Genomic DNA, 21322 nt, shown 5'->3' with positions numbered 1-21322 from the left:
TCAATTCTTTTTTACGTCATATTAGGCTATACTTAGTGTTAAATGATTTTATGGGGTGTACTGATGAACGAAGAGAAATATCAGAATGTGGATGGATTAATGGAGGCTTTCCAACAATTCGCTAGAATGAACTGGCGTAAAACCACGATTTGGGGCTTGAAGCCAAGTGAGGTACGGATGTTGGTTTCTTTAAAGCTTGGTAAAGAACGGGAAGGGAAGAAGGGACAGACGGTTTCGGAGATTAGCAAGTTTCTGAAAGTCACCTCTCCTACGGTTACCCAAATGCTCAACAGTCTGATTGCACAAGGATATGTGGTGCGTACTTCCGATGCACAGGATCGCCGAGTTAGTGAAATTACGCTTACGGAAAAAGGGGAGCATCTGGCTGAGATGGCCGTAACGAAATCCCGGAATACCTTTAAAGGTATGATTGATTACATGGGCAAAGAACAGACGGATACGTTAATGGAGCTGTTAAACGGAGTTTACGTTTACTTCGAAGAATTGAATGATCAATCAAACGAATCCTAGCCCTTCTTATCAAAAAGAGATGCCGCACAGCCTAAGCTGTTTACGGACATCTCTAATGTAAGGTTATTTGTGATTAATGTGCAGCAGGCACAGATTTTTCGAGTTTTTTACTCCCGGTTTTATCCTCTGCGTGTGCCTCCATTTTTTTCTCTCCACTACGTAATGGAATCTCTTTAAGGAACAGAACGAGCAGTGCTGCGATAACTAACAGCGCCGTACCACTTAAGAACACAACTGTCAGGGAATCGCTCAGTGCGTTCCGCAGCATCTCAATCAATTGATTGAAGAGCGGCTGGATTTGCTCTGGCAGTGTTGCATGCAATTCCTTTAGTTTAGGTTGATCTAGCAACATTTGAGGGTTCATAAATGCAGAAAGCTGTTTAGCGGATTCAGGATCGAGTTTGGATAAATCCGGACCTTTGCCTGAAGATACCGCTGCCTCTAATTTTTTCGTTAATGAGGAGTTCATAATGGTACCCATGATGGCAATACCTATGGTTCCACCTAAATTACGGAATAAAGTATTTGTAGCAGTAGCAACACCTAGCATTGAAGGAGCAACAGCATTTTGTACGGTTAGAGTAAATACGGGCATCGATAGTCCTAACCCAACCCCGAAGATAATCATGCTGACTACAGCCGTAGCAATGTTACTCATAAAGGCCATTAATATCATGGCTACAACCATGAATGGCATCCCCATTAGAGCATAACGTTTATATTTTCCTGTTTTGGAGATCCATCTTCCCACTAAAGTACTTAGTACAATCATAGTAAGTGACATTGGCATATTGATAAAACCAGATTTAGTTGGGGAGACGCCCTCTACCCCTTGCACAAAGAAGGGCAGGTAGATCATTGCGCCCATCATACCGGCATTCATCAGGAAACCGACAATCATTGAGATGGATACGATGGAGTTTTTAAATAAGGATAATGGCAATACGGGGCTCTTAGCTTTACGCTCAATCAGAATCAGGATAATCAGACCCAGAATGGAAGCCCCAAACAAGCCGAGAATCTCCGGAGAACCCCAGTCATATTTTGTTCCTGCCCATGAAAAGCCGAGCAAGAGCGCAACGATGGTCAGGGAAAGGAAAATGGAGCCTAAATAGTCAATGGACTCAGATGTAGAACGCGTTGTTTTAGGGAACATTTTCAAAATCATAAAGAAGGCCACGATACCGAAAGGCAAGAAGATCCAGAAGATCCATTTCCAAGCCATGTGATCTACCATGAATCCGCCAAGAGTAGGACCAATTACGCTGGAGAAACCAAATATCGCCATCATAATTCCAGTCCACTTGGCTCTCTCTCTTGGAGCGAACAAATCACCTACAGCGGTTACGGTAGCCGACATTAGAATCCCGCCGCCTAGACCTTGAATCCCGCGATAAGTGATCATTTGAAAAATGTTGGTCGACAATCCGGATAGGAACGCACCTATAATAAAAATGACAATCCCTGATAACAGGAAGGGCTTTCTTCCGTAAATATCGGATAACTTACCGACAAGTACGGTAGCAATGGTTGAGGTGAGCATATAGATGGTAATTACCCAGGTATAATGTTCAATGCCTCCAAGCATCGCAATAATTCGGGGCATTGCTGTGCCCACAATTGTCTGGTTGATTGCTGCGAAAAACATAGCCGCCATTAAAGCAATCATAATTGTAACTTTCTTTTTCTGAGTGAGATGCTCCAGAGCAGTTCCTCTCCTTTAACTTCTATATATTGTAGTTTGGGAATTCATGTCGTAATAATTAGGTAGCCAAACTATCATTTATGTATAATACACAAATTCATCAATTAGCACAACAGGTTAATTATTAAATTTTAATTTAAAGAGAATTTGAATTTGACTTGATTTTTTGGGAATAGGTAAGTAATCTAATTAGATTGAGGTATATTGGAGGTGCCCTATGGATACCCATGACAATCAAGAGCAGAAGCTTATCATAGCCCTTGAAAATATAAAGCGTCTGACTGCTCGCCCCTACTCGATTGATGTAGTATCGTATAGAGAGTTTGTTATGATGTACGTCATTCACACTGTAATGAAGCAAAAGAAAGCGACCGAAGGTGACAAACAGCACCGGGGAGTTATGATTTCTAAATTAAGTGACCTGCTCCAGATAAGTAGACCTACTGCCACGCAAATGGCAAATACTTTGGAGGAAAAAGGTTACGTAGTACGTACAACATCCGAGACAGATCGTCGGGTCGTATATATCTGTCTGAGTGAGCTTGGAGAGCAGATTTATAGCAGGCAGATGGCATCCTATTCCGGTATTTTGAGTGAAATCACGCAAAAGGTCGGTAAGGAAGAGATCGACCAGCTGATCTTTTTGTGCGATCGTTTTCAAGAAGCGGTGCATGAGGTCAGAAGCCGTCATTTTTTTCCACAGTCGGATGAAGAGTCATTAGTTATAGATTCAGTATAAAAAGCCCAACATCAAAAGATATTCCTGCACACCCGCGGGAACATCTTTTTTTGCATCTTAGAGCAAGGAGCGATTATCATCAGAATATTAGCAATTAGTGACATTCACGGAAGTTATGTAGAATTCAATGCACTGTTATCAAAAGTGAATTATCGCCCAGCGGAGGATAAGCTTATCTTGATGGGAGATTATGTGGATAGAGGGCTGGACAGTAAAGGAATTGTGGAGCAAGTGATGACTCTGCAGCAAGAATGTGGAGCTATAGTTCTCAAAGGAAATCACGATAAAATGGCTTGCGATGCGCTCACCGGCGAAGATGATAAATTGGATACCCATTGGCTTACTAATGGCGGATTTCATACGCTGATGAGTTATTGTGAGGCGGGCTCCGAAGGTTTGCAGGAGGATTTTGGCTGGAAGGATTATATGCAGCTAAAAGAAAAAATTAGGCGGGACTATAGACATCATATAGACTTTCTAAGCACATTGCCGCTTTATCATGAGACGGAAGAACATATTTTTGTTCATGCGGGCATTAATCCATTAATAGAGGATTGGAAGCAGCAGGACCCTTATGATTTTATCTGGATTAGAGAACCCTTTTATAAGAATCCGGTAGTTAGCACTAACAAAACGGTTGTTTTCGGTCATACTTCGACGATGGATCTGCATGATTCAGAAGAAATTTGGTTTAGTCCACTTGGAGATAAAATTGGCATAGATGGTGGCTGCGCATATGGCCAACGACTAAATTGCCTGGAGATTTCCGCAGGGAAATACATAACGCATTTTGTTCGGAATGGTGAGACGCTTTGAGCGTTCTCCCATTTTTTTTAGAATAGTAATGAATTAAACGTTAACTATGTATAAAATAAAGATAGGAGGGGTGCAAATAGGTGAATGCAAACAGCAAATATCATATCCTCATGCAAGGGGCCATCAGCAAGAATGTGAGCGAAACCTGTAAGGAGTTTGGCATTTCCCGGACGATCTATTATAAGTGGTCTAAAGCTTATCAACAACATGGAATGGATGGACTTGGGGAGAAGAAAAAAAAGCCGGTAATGCCTAATAAAGTAGATAAGAAAACGGAAAGATTGATTTTGCAGTACGTCGCCAGATTTCCTGAGGATGGGCCTAGACGCATCTTTTATGAACTGCAAGATGAAGGTATGCAAATAGGGGAATCGGGTATTTATAATGTACTACGTCGAAACGGACTAAATAAACGAATAGAGCGTGAAGCTTACGCCAATCAAATCAAAGCAAAGAAGAGGGATGGCGCACAATCCACTCTCACTAAAGGATTTAAAGAGAAACGGAAAACACTAGATTATAAGATGAAGAATCCGATAAATGCTCATCCCGGGTATATGTGTCAGCAGAGTATCAGCTATTTGGGAGTTTTCCCGAGGGTCGGAAAGGTATATCAATATGTAATTTATGATGCCTACTCCAGACTAGGTCTAGTTAAGCTATACAATCGTAAGTCTACCATTCATTTTATAGATTTTATGCATCTGAAAGTTCTCCCATTGATGAAGACATTAGATTTTCATATCGATAATCTGGTTACGAACAAAAGCCGTGAATTCATTACGAACTGGGACAGAGGAAAACATAAATATAGTGAATTTTTACATAAGAACAATATTAATCAAGTAGCTATAACGGTAGACCAAACAGAGATATTTCAGCCCTTGCAGCAATTTGCGGCGGTGTTGACCAAAGAATTCTACCAGCAGGCTTGGGTAGATGATACGATAGATTCTTTTGAAATTTTAGAAAAGCGCTTACATGAATATTTGAGAACCTACAACTTCAGCAGGCAAATTACAGATGGACCTAATCAAGGTAAAATACCATCGGATGTCGCACTTGCCTATACGGGACAACGAGAAACTTTGCCATTATGGTTATTTACAAGGAGATAACGGATGATGACAAACACGAAGAATAAAGACCGAATTGGGATCATCGGTGCAGGGATTTCTGGGGTTACAGCTGCTTACGAATTAGCGAAAAAAGGTTATACCCACATTACCCTCATGGAGAAGTCGGACAGAGTAGGAGGAAAGTGTCATTCTATTGAGTACAAAGGAAAAAGTTATGAAATGGGGACGCTAATCGGCCTGCCCACCTATAAACATACGATGGATTTAATGAGAGATTTTGATCTTATGGATAGGGGACCCTTGTTAGAACGTGGATTTTTTGATAATAATGGGAGGAAAACTTCACAGATTCCCATGGAGCAGATAGAGGCGTTTACACAAGAATTCAAACGACTGCCGGATATTCTAAAACGCTATGAGTCTCTCCAAGAACCGGGATTTCTTCACTTACCACCAGATTTATGTCAGCCATTTTCACAGTGGTGTGCAGAGAATAAGCTGTCTGTCCTTGAACAGGTCTACATGCATTATTTTAATACTTTTGGATTCGGTAGTATCCATAATGTGCCCGCTGCATATGTGTTGAAATTTCTAAGCTATGATAATCTGTTGTCGTTTATTGAAATTACGCATATGATAACCTGGCCTAAGGGTGTTACTGAACTGATAAGACGAATGGCCGACCAAGTGAACGATCTCCGCCTGACTTGTGAAGTGCTTTTTATGGAGCAAGAACAAGATGGACAGGTTCGAGTAGAGACGAGTCAGGACATCTTTTATTTTGACAAGGTCATTTATACAGCAGCTTTAGAGCAAATGGGCGATACAGTTAGCCTGTCCAGTGAGGACAAAACCTTATTAGCGAGTATAACGTACGAATGGTTTAGGGTATATGCCTACAGAGTGAAAGGGCTGCCGGAGCTTTCTGGCTATATCCCCCGGAATATGTACCCTGAACGTAAAGGGCATATGATGGCATGGTACTATCGGTGGGCAGATATGGGAACTACGGATCTAGTTACGGTTTATGTAGCAGAGAATGAAGCTATGACTGATCTGGAAATGCGAGAGACGGTAGAAAATAAACTTCGCGAGCTGGGCGGAGAGAGCATTCGACTGTATATGATGAAGCGTTGGAAGCATTTCCCTCATGTGGATTCTAATGCGCTACATGAGGGGTTTTATGAACGGGTTGATCAGATGCAGGGGAACAACAATATCTATTTAGCTGGAGAAATTATGAACTTCCCTACACTTGAGAATTGTATTGTATATGCGAAACACTTGGTTGAACGATTCTTTTAAATAATAGTAAAGAGGAACCTTGTCCACAAAGAAATTTGTCGACAAGGTTTTTTTTACATTCAAGTTAGGTTTGCAGTATATAGTTCTGTAGACATGCATTCTAATAGATTGCTCAGAAGAAAGGTAGAAACTTTGGCGAATCCTAGTGCTATGGTTGTGTAAACTCAACTTGAAATGAAACTAAAAAAACACTGATAAATCAACGTTTTAAGCGATTTGATCGTTCAAAGAGGGATGTACTATATTGGACCTGAGACACAGATTATATACACCAAACTACAAGGAGGAGTAAAACATGTTTTTATTCGAATCGATTCCCTGGTACTCTGCACTAATGTGGTTAGTAGTACTAGCAGGATTAATGTTTGTAAATGAAATCGCACGGAAGAGCAAGTGGTTCTCAATCATTCTGTTTATAGTTGTCCCTATTGTTCTTACCATAGCGGTCTGGCCGAATACGGCAGGCGAAGGCTCTAGTACTGGAACATGGTTTCACTGGGTAAAAGTATATTCTGCTTTGGCAGGATGTATAGGGTTTATGGCTATCCGTTATGTTAAAGGATGGGACAAAAATAAATATATATTAATGTTCCCGGCTATTATCCTTGCAGTTAACATTCTTGAAGCAGTTATTCGTGATTTCCAAGTGTACAGCTTGCAAGGTATGGTGGATGGCGTAATGATGGTAGGTGGTCCTTGGAACATTATGAACGGGATCGCAGGTATTCTGAACATTATTACGATTTCTGGTTGGATGGGAATTGTGATCAGTAAAGATAAGAGTAAAGATATGTTGTGGCCTGACCAGCTTTGGTTCTGGATCATTGCTTATGACATTTGGAACTTTGCCTATGTATATAATGCAGTTTCTGACCATTCCTTCTATGCAGGTGCAGCATTGTTGATCTCTTGTACCATCCCGGCGTTCTTCTTTAAAAAAGGGGCATGGCTGCAGCATCGTGCACAGACTTTGGCGATTTGGATGATGTTTACGATGTCGTTCCCGGCGTTTGTTGGCGAGTCAAAGTTCTCTGTACAATCCTCTCATAGTGAAACCGCTCTGTGGATAGTAAGTGCATTATCTTTAGCTGCTAATATTGCAGTGTTTGGTTATCATTTCTATAAAATCATCAAGCATAAACGCAATCCGCTTAAAGAGGAAGTTTATACGGATTTAGCTGCTTATAAAGCTATTGCAGAGGGTGCGAATTAATAGAGACATTATAGTAATAGTGATAGAAGTTCCTCCTGCTTAAAGGGGGGAACTTCTTTTTGTGAATAATTAAAGTTCTAATTATCAGAGCCCCATATCCGCCCGTTGCTGCGCACGAAATGTTTTCCTTTTTATACAAAGCAAAAGACAGGTCAGTAATAACACACATAATAAAGTTGCCGTATACGTGAAATTGCTATTCCAAAACACTATCTGAATATTCATTAATGAGTGAACGCCGATCACGAAAAATAGATTTTTGGTTAGGATATAGAGTAGAGCGAATATAACTCCTAGAATTAGAAGCATGATAAAATCATAAACAAACTCCATTCCAACTAATCCTGAGTAAATCCGGTTTGGGATATGTATGGCAGCAAAGATCGATTGTGAAATCAGCATTGCCGAGATCATCCGTGTAGTCTTGTTGTTGATTTTTTTTAAGCATAGATAGATTTGAACGAGCAGGAAGCCGCGAAATAAGATTTCTTCCAATAAAGCATTTCCGAAGATTTGACCTAGAATTTCACCGAAAACTAAATTTGAATGACTGAAGATATTATTGTTAAGCGTTAGCTCTGAGTGATTCAAGTGTACCATACACAAATCTACTATATTTATAGCGAGCCAAAACAGAAAGGTGCCCAGCAGTCCAGCTCGTAATTTTTCTATTTTTAACCCAAAATCCCGGGGCGAAACTTTAGCTATCAGAATCAAAAAAAAAATTACTTCTAAGAGAAGCCCAACTAGATTGGCGGCTAACGTTTCATTGATCCAGTGGTTTGTGTTTTTGGCGATAAAACTTAAATATCCATGCTCAAAAAGGATAAGATTAACCGCAAGAGTAAAGATAATATGAATAAAAATCAGGTTCGCTATAAAAAGGTAGTGTGTAGGCTTTGCTTCAAAAATCGATGATGGATTGAACTCCTTGGAGTGAAGCATCAACGGCAGTCCTCCTGAATACAAAATATTCCAAATTAACCTTAGATTTCACTATATCCTTTTTGAGGCCAAGTTTACTGTTACAAAAATCATGTGTTATTCTTCACATTCGCCCATCCCCAGATTGACAGAAGCAAGGGCACTGGCTATACTTGAAATGTTAAAATGCAAATCGGACAAATCGTTGATGAAAATGAAGTACACCGGAGGATGGCTTGGTCAGAGAAAAGGTTCCTTTACGAAACGTTTCGTAATGGCTGTGAGAACCTTGAAGACAGGCCGGTGGAAAGCTAATTTCGGAGTGTGAGATCAATGCTCACCGGGGGCGCCCGTTATCAGCCGCGACAAGGCGATCGTCTGCAATTGTCCCATGAGTGGGGTCAAGGCGATAACCAGGGTGGTACCGCGATATTAATCGTCCCTGAATTATTCAGGGGCGTTTTTTTGTTTTTATTTTTTAGGTATTTTGTAATTTCCGGTGTAAATGCCGAAGTAAAAAGATGAGACGGGAGCTGTAAATTATGAAAGCAAGTGAAATTCGTTCCAAATGGCTTAAGTTTTTTGAAAGTAAAGGTCACAAGATTGAACCAAGCGCGTCCCTCGTTCCTCACAACGATCCTTCGCTTCTGTGGATCAATGCGGGTATGGCACCTTTGAAAGTGTACTTCGATGGCCGGGAGGTTCCAGAAAATCCGCGCCTGACCAACTCACAAAAATGTATTCGTACCAATGATATTGAGAATGTGGGTAAGACACGCCGTCACCATACGTTTTTCGAGATGCTGGGTAACTTCTCCATCGGTGATTATTTCAAAGAAGAAGCTATCACATGGGCTTGGGAGTTCCTAACCGGCAAAGAGTGGATCGGCTTTGACCCGGAACGTATTTCCGTAACGGTGTACGCAGAGGATGAAGAGGCATTTAAGCTGTGGAATGAAAAGGTTGGCCTGCCTGCTGAACGCATCATTAAGCTGGGCGACGAAAATTTCTGGGATATTGGCGAAGGCCCATGCGGTCCTTGCTCGGAAATCTTTTATGACCGCGGAGAAGCTTACGGCAGTGATATGAGCGATCCGGAAATGTATCCAGGCGGAGAAAATGAACGTTGGCTGGAAGTATGGAACTTGGTGTTCTCACAATTTAACCATAACAAGGATGGCAGCTATACGCCGCTTCCGAATAAAAACATTGATACAGGTGCTGGTTTGGAGCGTTTTGCATCCATTCTACAGGATGTAGATTCCAACTTCGACACTGATTTGTTCCAACCTATTATTCAAAAGACAGCACAGCTCGCGGGTGTAACTTATAAAGATAACGTTGAGCAGGATATCGCGCTTAAAGTAATCGCTGACCATGTGCGTACCGTTACTTTTGCAGTAGGGGATGGAGTACTTCCTTCTAATGAAGGACGCGGTTATATTATCCGCCGTTTGCTTCGCCGTGCTGTTCGGTACGGAAAGACCTTGGGTCTGGATCGTCCATTCCTGTATGAGCTGACTGAAACCGTTGGCGAAATTATGGGTGTCTACTATCCATCCGTTGTGGACAACCGCGAATATATCGCAAAGATTATTCGTACTGAAGAAGAACGTTTCCACGAAACATTGTCTGACGGATTGGCTATTTTGGGTGAGATCAGTGCTAAAGCAAAAGCAGAGGGTCTCAGCAATATTGCTGGAGCCGATGCATTTAAGTTATATGATACTTATGGATTCCCATTTGACTTGACCGAAGATTTCGCAGCGGAGCAAGGATTAACTGTAGACCGTGAAGGTTTTGATGCGGCTATGCAGGAGCAACGTGACCGTGCAAGAGCTGCACGTCATGATGGCGGCAGCATGAAGATTCAGGGAGGCGCACTAGCAGACCTGACGGTTAAAAGTGAATTTGTTGGATATAATGACTCGGTAACAGAGTCGAAAATCCTGGCTATTGTTGTGGGTGATGAATTGGTAGATGTCGCCGGCGAAGGCGCAGAATGCCAAGTTATTCTTGAAGCAACACCGTTCTATGCTGAGAGCGGCGGACAAGTAAGTGACACCGGTGTGCTTACTGGGAGTTCAGTTACGGCTAAGGTAAAAGGACTCTTTAAAGCGCCGCACGGCCAACACGTACATTTGGTAACTGTGGAAGCGGGAGAATTGAAAGTGGGCGAATCCGTTCGCGCGGAAGTGGATCGTGCAGAGCGTGAAGATATCGTGAAGAACCACACAGCTACCCATTTATTGCACAAAGCGCTTAAAGAAGTTCTTGGCGGGCATGTTAATCAAGCGGGATCTTTAGTGGAAGGTGCTCGTTTGCGGTTTGACTTCTCCCATTTTGGAGCGATTACTCCAGAAGAACTGAGCGATATCGAACATCGCGTAAATGCACAAATCTGGCGCGGTCTAGATGTAGTGATTGAGAACAAGCCGATTGATGAAGCTAAAGCAATGGGAGCAATGGCGCTCTTTGGTGAAAAATACGGTAATATCGTCCGTGTCGTTCAAGTGGGCGATTACAGTCTTGAGCTTTGCGGTGGTTGTCATGTATCCAACACGTCGCAAATCGGAATTTTCAAGCTGCTTAGCGAAAGTGGCATTGGATCCGGAGTGCGCCGCATCGAGGCAGTTACCGGACGTTACGCTTACCAGTTCACTGAAAGCCAGCTAGATTTGCTCAAACAATCAGCAGGCCTTCTCAAGTCTTCTCTGAATGATGTTCCGAAACGGATTGAAGCGCTGCATAACCAGGTGCGTGAGCTTTCACGTGAGAATGAATCTCTGCAATCCAAGCTGAGCGCTACTTTTGCTGCTGAACTTACAAGCAGTGTGAAGACAGTTGGCGCAGGTACGCAGCTTCTGGCTGTTGCTGTTCAAGCAGGCAATATGGATGCTTTGCGTTCTACAGCGGATGAATTGAAATCCAAGCTTCCGGATGCAGTGCTTGTATTAGGTGCAGCGATGGATGATAAGGTGAACTTTGTAGTATCTGTACCGCAAGACCTTGTGAAGAAAGGTTTCCACGCTGGTAAACTCGTTAAAGAAATCGCAGCGGTTTGCGGCGGCGGCGGTGGCGGGCGTCCAGATATGGCGCAAGCCGGCGGTAAAGATGCTTCTAAGCTAAACGAAGCATTGGCAAAGGCTGAAGAATTGGTAGCTTCCTTAGCCTAAGTTAAAATTACGAAACCATTTCTCTAACTAAACGTATTACGAGAAAACATAGCGGTACTGAGAGTTTGATATCAGTACCGCTACTCTTTATTAGCAGGATGTTAGATTATTCATGAAGAATTGTGCTTGACAATAGCTTAAAAGCCAAAAATATCATAATTTTTGTAGAGAAAATGCCAAAAAAAGCGTTAATAACGGGCAGGATTTCCTCGTTGGGGCATGAATATGTTATGATAAAGGAAGCAAGCGAGCTGCACAGTAGCAACTTTGCGAAGCCGTCCCAAAAGGCGATTTTGCAGAAGGAAGGTGTCACAAATGGACTCCATGGACAAAACGGTCAAATTCAATGTGAAGGGCGACGAAAAGGAAGCTTCTCCCCAGGAAATATTGCTAGCAGTATACGATGCACTGGTGGAGAAAGAGTATCATCCGATCAATCAGATCGTAGGGTATCTTCTTTCCGGAGATCCGGCTTACATTCCGCGCCATAACAATGCGAGAAGTTTGGTCCGGAGAAAAGAACGTGATGAGCTGATTGAAGAGCTGGTTAGATTCTATCTCGTCAATCACAGGGTGGACAATCCGAAATGAAGAAAAAGTTAGGTTTAGATTACGGCGACCGTAGAATCGGTGTAGCCACAAGCGATGTTTTTGGCTGGACGGCACAAGCTCTTGAAACGATTGAGCGCCGAGGTACGGGTAATGAGTTCGAACGCATTCGTGAACTTGTTGCAGAGCACGAAATTGGAGAGATTGTAGTTGGTCTGCCGAAGAATATGAACGGCTCAGTAGGACCCCGGGGCGAAATCTGTATTGAATTCGCTGATAAGCTACGGGAAGAGTTAGAAATGCCCGTACACCTTTGGGATGAGCGTCTGACGACGGTATCCGCAGAGCGGGTGCTGATTGAAGGGGACGTCAGCCGGAAGAAACGCAAGGGGATTGTGGATAAAATGGCTGCAGCCCTGATTTTGCAAAATTTTTTGGATGCTAACAGTAAAAGGTGAGGGGTGCGAGGATATGACAAACGAACAGATTGGCCAAGAGGAAGAACCGGAAATTATCTATATTCCCGATGAGGAAGGTAATGAAGAGGAATTCGAGGTCATTATGAAGTTTGAGGTTGATGGCTCGGACGCTAAGTATATGATGGTGGTTCCGCTAGACTCCGAGGACGAGGAAACCGATGAGGTATACGCGTTCCGTTATGTGGAAGAAGGCGACGATCTTCAATTGTTCATGATCGATAATGATGAGGAGTGGGCGATTGTCGAAGAGACTTTCAACACACTGGTCGACGAGTTGGACGGAGGATCGGAGAATGACTGAGATATCCGCTGATCAAGCGGTGTGGACTTCACGGCTTAAAGAAGCATACGGAGAAACTGTAGAACTGGAAGATGAGCAAGGCAAATCTTCCATTTACGATATTATCGCCGAATTTGAAGTCGGTGATCGCGGATATGCGGTGCTGAAAGGCTCTGGCAAAGACGTGGAGTATGAAATCCTGCGTATCGTTGTCTCTTCTGACGGACTTCCGGAATTGGAGAGCATTATGGACGATGAAGAGTGGGAAGACATCTCTGAGCTATACGATGAGATGACTTTTCCAGCAGATGGCGCTGAATAAATCTTAAACATGTACGTTACATTTATGATGGGCACGGAAGAGGGCGGAGAATTCCGCGCTCTTTTTGCTTGAAATGCGAGCAATATCCTGTATAAACATCAATTTAAGGAAATATATATTGAATTTTAGGCAATACACTTTTATACTTTATAGTCGGAAAGTGAGGAACCAGACTTGAAATCCGCAATCCGTACTGTGTTAATCATTATTCTTTTGCTGGCAGCAGCAGGAGGTGGGGGAGCATGGTACATTTGGAACGGGATGCAGCCGGTAGAGCCTGCAGGTCCTGCTGTAACATTTACGATAGAGAAGGGCATGGGAAGTGCGGAGATTGCTGATCTGCTTGAGCAGAATGGCATTATCCGTAAGAGTCTTTTTTTTAAGGGATATTTGAAATGGACTAAAGAAGGCTCTAGCTTCAAAGCAGGTACTTATATCGCTAAGCCGGGTGACAGCTATGATGAACTCATTGCGAGATTAAATGCAGGTGATGTAGTTAAGGAAGAAACTGTGGTCTTTACCATCCCCGAAGGATATACTGCTGAGCAGATCGCTAAGAAGCTCGCTGAAGCTTGGAATCAGGATGCGGCTACTTTTCTTGAAATTATGGATACTGGTGCAGGTTTGAAGGGGATTGATATTCTGGGTATCCCGCAGGATAAGAATCTTCGCCACCGTCTTGAAGGATATTTATTTCCCGAAACCTATGAACTGACCAAAGATAGCACGCCCCAGGAAGTTGTAGAAGCACTTTTGAATCAGTTCCAGAAGAAGCTGGATACGATTCCCGACTGGCAGCAAAAGCTAGAAACGCGAGGATTGTCTCTGCATGAACTGTTAACCGTAGCCTCGCTGGTAGAGCGGGAAGTTGTGGTGGATAGTGAACGTCCGCTTGTGGCTGGGGTTATTTATAACCGCCTAAAGAAAGAACAGAAGCTGGAGATTGACGCTACCGTTCAATATTTACTCAATAAGCAGAAGGAAAGACTTTTGTATAAAGATTTAGAAGTTGATAATCCATATAATACGTATAAGAATATTGGACTTCCTCCGGGACCTATTAGTAATCCGGGGCTGGAGTCCATTCAGGCGGCCCTCGAACCAGAAGTTTCTGAATATTATTTCTATGTGACCAAAAAAGATGGTACACAGGGCCATTTGTTTGCTAAGACCTACAAGGAACATTTAGCCAATATCGAAAAAAGCAAGCAAGAATCGAAATAAACTATTAAAATGAAGAGTGGTGCGGTTGAAATAACTGTACAAGTAGGAGGTACAACATGACTAACAAACCGGAATTGCTGGTGACGGCAGCGTCCTTAGAGGAAGCTGCTGCTCTGCTGGATGCCGGAGCAGATGCGCTGCTCATTGGGGATGACCGTTTCGGGATGCGGCTTGCTGGACATTTCTCTCTGGAGGATACAGCGACTGTCGTAGAAATGGCGCATTCGCGAGGCTGCAAAGTGTATGCAAGCTTGGGTGGGCTGATGTCTAACCGTCTGCTGGATGAGCTTCCTGACTATGTGAAGGCTTTAGGTGAGCTTGGCATTGATGGTGTTGAATTCGGGGATCCAGCTGTGTTAACCACAGTGAAGAAAGAAGCGCCAGCAATGAAGCTGCACTGGAATGCGGAAATGACTTCCACCAACTATGCGACCGCGAATTATTGGGGACGCAAGGGGGCTTCTCGTGTCGTGCTGGCCCGTGAGCTGAATATGGATGAAATGACGGAAATGGTTCCGCTTTTGGAGATTGAGGCACAGGTGCAGGTTCATGGAATGACCAATATATACCATTCCAAGCGGAAGCTTGTTGAAAGCTATATGTCACATCAAGGCCGTCCTAGTGATGGAGGAAGTCTCGGGAAGGAACGCGGACTATTTCTGATTGAGGAAGAACGAGATGACCAGAAATTCCCGATTTATGAAGACGAGAACGGCACTCATATTATGAGCTCGGATGATATTTGTATTTTGGAGGATCTGCATATTCTGATGGCTGCAGGTATACACAGCCTTAAGATTGAGGGACTCTTGAAATCGATAGCGTATAATGTGACGGTTGTGAAGACATATCGTAAAGCTATAGATCTTTATGCGGCTGATCCGGAAGGTTATGCCTTCGATGAGGAATGGATGGATGTAATCAGAACGGTGCAGGACCCTGAACGGGAGTTAAGCTTCGGATTTTTCTATAAAGAGCAAGTATATTAAGTTTGACAAAAATAAAGAGGTTATAGGTCCCCACGAAGATTAGGACAGCATTTATAGCATGTGACTTAGCTTTGTGGGGCGATGGAGGGGAGAACAGGAATGGGAACCATGACAAAGCCGCAATATAAGGGCAAACGTTACCGTCTGGACAAACCGGAGCTCCTCGCTCCGGCTGGTAATTTGGAAAAATTGAAGTTCGCAGTACACTATGGTGCGGATGCTGTTTATATCGGAGGACAACAATACGGCTTGCGTTCCGGCGCAGATAATTTCAGCTTCGAGGAAATGCGCGAAGGTGTTGAATTCGCCAAGAAATATGGCGCTAAGGTATTTGTTGCAACAAACATTTATGCTCACAATGAAGATGTCGCGGGAATTGAAGAATACCTGCGTAACTTATATGAAGCTGGCATTGCTGCTATTATCGTAGCTGATCCAATCATTGTAGATACAGCACGCCGGTTAGTGCCTGGTCTTGAAGTGCATTTGAGTACACAGCAGTCTACGTTGAACTGGCAAGCGGTGTCCTTCTGGAAGGAAGAGGGGCTTCCGCGTGTTGTTTTGGGCCGTGAGACAAGCCTGGAAGAGATCGCTGAGATTAAAAAACATGTCGACATTGAAATCGAAAGCTTCATCCATGGTGCAATGTGTTCCTCGTATTCGGGTCGTTGTGTATTGTCCAACCATTTCACCGACCGTGATTCCAATCGCGGGGGCTGTTGCCAGTCTTGCCGCTGGAAATATGATTTGTTTGAGGATGCACGTCCGGAAGGGACTTGGGTGTCTGAGGAAGAGCAGGCTGAAGCGAAATCTCCAGCTCCTTTGCTTCCCGGGGTAACTCAGATTCCACTGCATCAGCAAGGAGATAATCCCTTCTCCATGGGCTCTAAGGATTTGTGTATGCTGGAAAGTATACCTGAACTGATTGAAGTGGGCATCGACAGCTTCAAGATCGAAGGACGAATGAAGTCAATCCACTATGTGGCTACTGTCGTTAATGCATATCGTAAAGCCATTGATGCTTATATGGCAGATCCGGAAGGGTATGAATTGAAGCAGGAATGGCTGGATGAGCTTAATAAAGCCGCTAACCGTCCGCTAAACACAGGATTCTTCTATGATACTCCGGATCATGAAGATCATATCTATGAGCCTGAAGAAAAAGCAGCTCCGTATGATTTTGCTGGACTTGTAATTGAGTACGATGCTGAAAGTGGTACGGCACTAGTTCAACAGCGCAATCACTTTAAGCCAGGTCAGGAAGTAGAATTCTTTGGACCTAACGATACGTTCTTCAAGCAAACGGTTGGCGAAATATGGGATGAGAAAGGCAATTCGCTTGATGCTGCCCGTCATCCACTGCAACCTATTCGTATGAAGGTAGATCAACCGGTTGCATACTTTGATATGATGCGTAAGAAGAAGTTTTAATAAAAAACAGGGAAGCCTTTGGTCATCCAAGAGCCTCCCTGTTTTTCTTTTTGACAAAGCAAACAATAAGTTATATATATTAGGGATTAACAAATATCTCCAAGAGAGGAGGTGCAGCAAGCTATTTATTATGTTTAAACATACATAGGTTAAAAGTTGTAAAAAAAGTCTCGTAAAGCTAAGGAAAAAGACCTAATACGCCGATATATATATTGGTTAACGCTTTCATGCGTATTCTAATATTAGCGGGTAGGTGATCAAGATGGGGGATCCTGATCAAGATAGTATTAGTGAAAAGCATAATGAGAGAAGGTTTAGCATGAATAAAAAGAATAAGAAATCGGCGATCACAGGAAACAAGGAAACAAGCAAGATTGAAGGGGCAGTTAAGACACCTAAGTTTAATTTGAAGAATGGGATAGATTTGCGGGGACAGATCAAAAGAGTTAATCCTATGGAATCTGTTGGCGTGAAGATATTCCTGATATTTTTGTGTGCAATTGTAATTGTGGTAATGGCACTTGGACTGCTATCTTATTCAAAAGCCAAGAAGACAATTAAGAACAACGTATCGGAAGCCTACCGTCAGACTATTATTCAGACCTCAGAGAAGTTAGATATTACTTTGAAGCAGTACGAGAACTTGGCTTTACAGCTTTATTTTGATGCGCAGATGCAAGAAGATTTGAAGTCTTTAGTGACTGCACAATCTTCCTATGAGAAATTTGAAGCTACAAGCGCAGTAAGTAAAAAGTTGTCCAGTCAGATTACAACGGATTCTAATATTCTTAGTGTTTCTTTGATCCCGGAGTCGCCTGATCAAGACATTGTTACAAGTGGCAGTGGCGGCATTAAGTTAGATAACATAAGAGAACAAGAATGGTATAAGAAGATTGTCGACAACACTGCATCTTATGAATCCTACTATTCTAAAGGTGATGGTGATGCAGCCAAGAACATATGGTTCTCGACAGCTGTTCAAGGTGATGGAGACAAAAATATTGCTATGGCAAGATCTCTCAAAACCCTGGGCTCAGGTACAGGATACATAGTCATCCTTGTGTTGAAGAATACATTGCTGGAGGAATCATTCGCAAGTGTACAGCTGGGAGATGGCTCTCGAATTCAACTTGTCACTCCTGATGGAACCGTAGTAGCTTCTTCGGATTCAAAAGACGATGGTAAACCTTCAGAGTTCGCTTTTATTCAGGCAAGTAAAAAGGATAACAAAAGCTTGGATGAGAAGGATACAAACGGGAAAGAAATCCTTGCTGTCTTTAATCCAATGATCCGGGCGGATTGGAAGTTGGCAGGAGTAGTCCCAACAGATGAGCTAGTAAAAGAAGCACGTCCGATTCTGTTGACTACTTTTATTGCGGCTGCTGGTGCGGCTCTGCTAGCCATAGTAATCGGGATCTGGATGGTGCGTATGATTGCTCGCCCTCTAGCACGCTTGAAGGATCTTATGGTACAAGGTGCAGGTGGTGATCTAAGTGTACGTACAGAATATGTTTCTAAAGATGAAATTGGCCAGCTATCAGCTTCCTTTAACGTGATGATGGAGCGTATTACTGAGCTTGTATCGCAAACGACAGAAACCGCTCGGGATGTGCTGGAGACCGCTGGTGAGCTTGGTGAAGCCTCACGGAAGACAGCTATTTCTGCGAAGGAAATCGCAGCCGCCACGGAAGAAATTGCCGGTGGGGCAGGCAGTCTGGCGCTTGAAGCTGAACGAGGTAATGAGCTAACAGATGTGATTGCTACGCAAATGCAGACTGTAATATATGCCAACACTGAGATGGATGAAGCAGCACGTGGGGTTGGTGAAGCTAGTGCTCAAGGCGCTAAGCAATTAACTGACCTGCTGGATCAGACTAGCCGCACTGGAGAAAAAACAAGTGCACTTGTCGAACGTGTCAACCACCTGAAGGAGACAGTATTCTCCGTAATTAAGGTGTTGGATGTGATGAAGAGTATCACACAACAGACGAATATCTTATCGTTAAATGCAACAATAGAAGCCGCTCGTGCAGGAGAAGCTGGTAAGGGCTTCATGGTAGTTGCGGGTGAAGTGCGGCAGCTTGCTGACCAATCGAAACAATCTATTGCCCTTGTTGCTGGAATTACGGATAAGATCATGGCGGAAATGAACGAAACGGAAGCTGTATTATCCGAAGTAGCACCACTGTTTAAAGAACAAGTAAGCTCCGTGAAGAGTACAAGTGATATCTTCCTGTCCGTAAAAGGACAGATGGATGAATTCATAACAAGCCTGGAATCGGTGACGACAGCGATCAGCAGTCTGAATCATTCGCAAGGTGTGTTGTCAGAGGCTATGGGGAACGTTAGCGCTGTAGCTGAGCAATCTTCAGCAACTTCCCAAGAAGTAGCTTCACTCAGTAATGAACAGCAAAATGTAAGTGATCAACTCGTTTCATTATCTGGCAAGCTGGAAAGTGCTTCAGGTCAATTGAAGGACAAGCTGTCATTATTCACTATAAAATGAGTGGATTCATCACTAATTTCTAAATTGTTTACCTAACAAAACCGCTTCTTCAACATGAAGAGGCGGTTTGTTGTTGTGTAATGAAGAACTACACCGTATAATAACTTTGTTAGGTATTTGTTATAATTTAATAACAAGTTAGGTAAAAAGTATTAAGGAGAAGGACCAAATGAAAGGTAGACGCATCTCTGGCTGGTGGTCCGTTATCGGGGACATGAGCATGGAACGCAAGCTGCTCCTCGTCTTTTTAATTATCATTACCCTCCCGCTATCCTTCATCAGTGTATTTACCTTCAAGAGCTACTCAGAATCTATTCAGGGGAACACCATTGCTTATTCTGAGAAATTAATCGATCAAATGATGGATGGAGTAGACGATTATATCGAAGATATGAAGCGTATTTCATCTATGCCCGCCTATGTGAATGATATCAAACAGAATTTAATACGTTCGAACAACTACCATGAGCAGAAAAAGATTATGGGAGGCGCAACTGGGAGTGCTGCTTTGTCGCCCGGTGATTTTGATCTTCTGTTGTCCATTCAACGGGGGATAGAGGGCAACATTTCGTTTATTAACAATATTAAGCGAGGTGCGAACTCGGTTTATATTTTTGACGCTTACGGAAATGGTTATTATTCTGCGAAGGATGGTGGCGTACGACTTGATCTCGAGCAAAGCTATAAATACTGGAGCCAGCAGACTAAGGATTCCAGCGGAGAAGCATTATTGTTCGGTACTCAAGCGTATACAAGTAATCTGCAGAGCACCCGACATGCTTTTACCGTTGTTCGCAAAATCGTGGATGGCTTGTTAAATCCAATCGGGCTGATTGCGGTTGAAGCGAATATTAGCAATTTGGAGAATCAAGTTACGGAGCTGGATAAAGTCACCCATGGGAAGTCGTTGATTGTGGATGAGAAGGGAATGGTCATCTACGACAGCGACAAGAAGCTGCTGGCCACAGATATTTCTGATTCAGACTTGTTCAAAAGAGTTGGAGGCATTTCTGGAAGCTTTTATGATACAGTCAACGGAAAAGAGCGGTTGAATATTTACTCTGGCTCTACCAAAACCAATTGGAAGGTAATTATCTCTATTCCTGTTGATGTACTGATGCGTGATGTGAAGCTGACCCGTAATACAACACTTGCTGCTACATTAAGTATCATAGTACTGGCGTTAATTATTTCGATTATTCTTTCCGTTGCCCTTACTAAATCGCTGACTCAAATGATTCAATTGATGAAAAAAGTTCAGGGCGGCGATCTGGATGTGATGTTCAGAGTTAAACGGCGTGACGAAATTGGTCTGCTAGGGCATCAATTTAATCGTATGTTAGCCCGAATCAGGCAGCTAATTCAGGATATTTACCGCATAGAAGAACAGAAAAAGGAAGCAGAGCTTCATGCGCTGCAGAGTCAAATCAATCCTCATTTTATCTATAACACACTGGAGTCCATCCGAATGACCGCCGAGCTGAATGATGATGTCGAAGCTGCGGATATGATCTCTATTCTGGGCAAACTGCTACGGTACAGTACAAGTGATCTGAGTGGTAATACGACATTGAAGCAAGAGCTTGGGTATGTGCGTAATTACGTCGAGCTGCTGAACTATCGTTATCCTAACCGTTTTTTACTGGATATCGATGTGCCGAAGTCGTTAGATAATTACTCTATTATCAAGCTGGTCTTCCAGCCTATCATTGAGAATGCAGCTTACCATGGCTTAGATGATAATAAGCCGCAAATGCATTTAAGCATCCGCTGCGAGATTACAGAGCAAATGCTGTTGTTTCATATTAAAGACGACGGGATCGGAATGGATGAGAAGACTTTGGAGAAATTGAATGATGGGCTGCAGAACGAAAGCCCTCCTAAGAAAAGCATTAACGGGGGGATAGGCATGAAAAATGTACAGCAGCGAGTGCGTCTTCATTATGGAGCGGCATTTGGGATCCAGGTATATAGTGAGCTTGGACGAGGGACCGATGTTATTTTGTCGCTGCCATTACTGGAGCAGGAATTAATTAGCTTACCTGAGTAACGAA

18 protein-coding genes are annotated in these 21322 nt (G+C 43.1%); 16 read left to right on the top strand and 2 right to left on the bottom strand.

The genetic code is table 11. The features are described from left to right. The first annotated feature begins 63 nt into the window (after nt 1-63). A complete protein-coding gene (locus tag NST45_RS19365; protein WP_036675630.1) occupies nt 64-531 on the top strand; it encodes a MarR family transcriptional regulator in 468 nt (155 codons plus the stop codon). Between the two features lie 73 nt (nt 532-604). On the opposite strand, the gene NST45_RS19360 is transcribed toward NST45_RS19365, so the two are convergent. Further along, nucleotides 605-2200 carry an MDR family MFS transporter gene (locus NST45_RS19360; RefSeq protein ID WP_063829770.1) on the bottom strand — a complete coding sequence of 532 codons (1596 nt, stop codon included), beginning with the start codon at nt 2198-2200 and terminating at the stop codon, nt 605-607. A 253-nt stretch (nt 2201-2453) separates the two neighbouring features. Here NST45_RS19360 and NST45_RS19355 point away from each other — a divergent pair, with 253 nt between their 5' ends. The 5 genes from NST45_RS19355 (at nt 2454) to NST45_RS19335 (ending at nt 7388) form a co-directional block, all read left to right on the top strand. Beyond that, on the top strand, nt 2454-2975 hold the full coding sequence (locus NST45_RS19355) for a MarR family transcriptional regulator (protein WP_052096877.1): 522 nt from the start codon (nt 2454-2456) through the stop codon (nt 2973-2975). 18 nt (nt 2976-2993) lie between these two features. Continuing rightward, entirely contained in the window at nt 2994-3791 is a 798-nt protein-coding gene (locus NST45_RS19350) for a metallophosphoesterase family protein (RefSeq protein WP_306018823.1), read from the top strand. An 80-nt stretch (nt 3792-3871) separates the two neighbouring features. Continuing rightward, nucleotides 3872-4909, top strand: a complete 1038-nt coding sequence (locus NST45_RS19345; RefSeq protein WP_036675621.1) for a helix-turn-helix domain-containing protein — start codon at nt 3872-3874, stop codon at nt 4907-4909. Nucleotides 4910-4912: 3 nt separating this feature from the next. Continuing rightward, nucleotides 4913-6175 carry an FAD-dependent oxidoreductase gene (locus NST45_RS19340; RefSeq protein ID WP_081384073.1) on the top strand — a complete coding sequence of 421 codons (1263 nt, stop codon included), beginning with the start codon at nt 4913-4915 and terminating at the stop codon, nt 6173-6175. A gap of 295 nt (nt 6176-6470) precedes the next feature. Further along, the gene (locus NST45_RS19335; protein WP_076134042.1) at nt 6471-7388 is read left to right on the top strand and encodes a DUF5692 family protein; all 918 of its coding nucleotides are present in this window, start codon (nt 6471-6473) and stop codon (nt 7386-7388) included. An 84-nt stretch (nt 7389-7472) separates the two neighbouring features. Here NST45_RS19335 and NST45_RS19330 read toward each other — a convergent pair whose 3' ends face one another. After that, complete coding sequence (locus NST45_RS19330) at nt 7473-8333, bottom strand: type II CAAX endopeptidase family protein (protein WP_339823542.1); 861 nt, start codon at nt 8331-8333, stop codon at nt 7473-7475. 521 nt (nt 8334-8854) lie between these two features. On the opposite strand from NST45_RS19330, the gene alaS reads away from it, so the two are divergent. The 10 genes from alaS to NST45_RS19280 all read left to right on the top strand — a co-directional run bounded on the left by alaS (nt 8855) and on the right by NST45_RS19280 (nt 21318). Next, nucleotides 8855-11488, top strand: a complete 2634-nt coding sequence (gene alaS, locus NST45_RS19325; protein ID WP_036675605.1) for an alanine--tRNA ligase — start codon at nt 8855-8857, stop codon at nt 11486-11488. A gap of 315 nt (nt 11489-11803) precedes the next feature. Then, nucleotides 11804-12079, top strand: coding sequence for an IreB family regulatory phosphoprotein (locus tag NST45_RS19320; protein ID WP_036675601.1), 276 nt, complete (start codon nt 11804-11806; stop codon nt 12077-12079). Beyond that, nucleotides 12076-12495, top strand: coding sequence for a Holliday junction resolvase RuvX (gene ruvX, locus NST45_RS19315; protein WP_036675598.1), 420 nt, complete (start codon nt 12076-12078; stop codon nt 12493-12495). Before NST45_RS19320 ends, ruvX begins: the two co-directional genes overlap by 4 nt. A gap of 13 nt (nt 12496-12508) precedes the next feature. After that, nucleotides 12509-12817 (top strand): DUF1292 domain-containing protein, encoded by a 309-nt coding sequence (locus NST45_RS19310; protein WP_038569507.1) that lies wholly within the window; start codon nt 12509-12511, stop codon nt 12815-12817. Continuing rightward, nucleotides 12810-13118, top strand: a complete 309-nt coding sequence (locus NST45_RS19305) for a DUF1292 domain-containing protein (RefSeq protein WP_076104918.1) — start codon at nt 12810-12812, stop codon at nt 13116-13118. The genes NST45_RS19310 and NST45_RS19305 overlap by 8 nt, the downstream gene beginning before the upstream one ends. 174 nt (nt 13119-13292) lie before the next feature. Continuing rightward, nucleotides 13293-14342: an endolytic transglycosylase MltG gene (gene mltG / locus NST45_RS19300; RefSeq protein ID WP_326047058.1), complete on the top strand. Its 1050-nt coding sequence runs from the start codon at nt 13293-13295 to the stop codon at nt 14340-14342. Between the two features lie 56 nt (nt 14343-14398). Further along, on the top strand, nt 14399-15331 hold the full coding sequence (locus NST45_RS19295) for a peptidase U32 family protein (RefSeq protein ID WP_036675589.1): 933 nt from the start codon (nt 14399-14401) through the stop codon (nt 15329-15331). A 99-nt stretch (nt 15332-15430) separates the two neighbouring features. Beyond that, on the top strand, nt 15431-16762 hold the full coding sequence (locus tag NST45_RS19290) for a U32 family peptidase (RefSeq protein ID WP_036675585.1): 1332 nt from the start codon (nt 15431-15433) through the stop codon (nt 16760-16762). Nucleotides 16763-17081: 319 nt separating this feature from the next. Beyond that, the gene (locus tag NST45_RS19285; RefSeq protein WP_248547696.1) at nt 17082-19268 is read left to right on the top strand and encodes a methyl-accepting chemotaxis protein; all 2187 of its coding nucleotides are present in this window, start codon (nt 17082-17084) and stop codon (nt 19266-19268) included. A gap of 169 nt (nt 19269-19437) precedes the next feature. Further along, nucleotides 19438-21318, top strand: coding sequence for a sensor histidine kinase (locus NST45_RS19280; protein WP_339823537.1), 1881 nt, complete (start codon nt 19438-19440; stop codon nt 21316-21318). Nucleotides 21319-21322: the final 4 nt, after the last annotated feature.

This window comes from Paenibacillus sp. FSL R7-0163, from assembly GCF_037969975.1.
Taxonomy (GTDB): Bacteria; Bacillota; Bacilli; order Paenibacillales; family Paenibacillaceae; genus Paenibacillus_AQ; species Paenibacillus_AQ odorifer.
This window is presented reverse-complemented; position numbering and strand designations above follow the sequence as displayed.

Excerpts from the sequence above, each read along its gene's own strand:
- NST45_RS19365 (WP_036675630.1), top strand. The coding sequence starts at position 64 with ATGAACGAAGAGAAATATCAGAATGTGGATGGATTAATGGAGGCTTTC.
- NST45_RS19360 (WP_063829770.1), bottom strand. The coding sequence starts at position 2,200 with ATGATTGCTTTAATGGCGGCTATGTTTTTCGCAGCAATCAACCAGACA.
- NST45_RS19355 (WP_052096877.1), top strand. The coding sequence starts at position 2,454 with ATGGATACCCATGACAATCAAGAGCAGAAGCTTATCATAGCCCTTGAA.
- NST45_RS19340 (WP_081384073.1), top strand. The coding sequence starts at position 4,913 with ATGATGACAAACACGAAGAATAAAGACCGAATTGGGATCATCGGTGCA.
- NST45_RS19335 (WP_076134042.1), top strand. The coding sequence starts at position 6,471 with ATGTTTTTATTCGAATCGATTCCCTGGTACTCTGCACTAATGTGGTTA.
- NST45_RS19330 (WP_339823542.1), bottom strand. The coding sequence starts at position 8,333 with ATGCTTCACTCCAAGGAGTTCAATCCATCATCGATTTTTGAAGCAAAG.
- alaS (WP_036675605.1), top strand. The coding sequence starts at position 8,855 with ATGAAAGCAAGTGAAATTCGTTCCAAATGGCTTAAGTTTTTTGAAAGT.
- NST45_RS19320 (WP_036675601.1), top strand. The coding sequence starts at position 11,804 with ATGGACTCCATGGACAAAACGGTCAAATTCAATGTGAAGGGCGACGAA.
- ruvX (WP_036675598.1), top strand. The coding sequence starts at position 12,076 with ATGAAGAAAAAGTTAGGTTTAGATTACGGCGACCGTAGAATCGGTGTA.
- NST45_RS19310 (WP_038569507.1), top strand. The coding sequence starts at position 12,509 with ATGACAAACGAACAGATTGGCCAAGAGGAAGAACCGGAAATTATCTAT.
- NST45_RS19305 (WP_076104918.1), top strand. The coding sequence starts at position 12,810 with ATGACTGAGATATCCGCTGATCAAGCGGTGTGGACTTCACGGCTTAAA.
- NST45_RS19295 (WP_036675589.1), top strand. The coding sequence starts at position 14,399 with ATGACTAACAAACCGGAATTGCTGGTGACGGCAGCGTCCTTAGAGGAA.
- NST45_RS19290 (WP_036675585.1), top strand. The coding sequence starts at position 15,431 with ATGGGAACCATGACAAAGCCGCAATATAAGGGCAAACGTTACCGTCTG.
- NST45_RS19285 (WP_248547696.1), top strand. The coding sequence starts at position 17,082 with ATGAATAAAAAGAATAAGAAATCGGCGATCACAGGAAACAAGGAAACA.
- NST45_RS19280 (WP_339823537.1), top strand. The coding sequence starts at position 19,438 with ATGAAAGGTAGACGCATCTCTGGCTGGTGGTCCGTTATCGGGGACATG.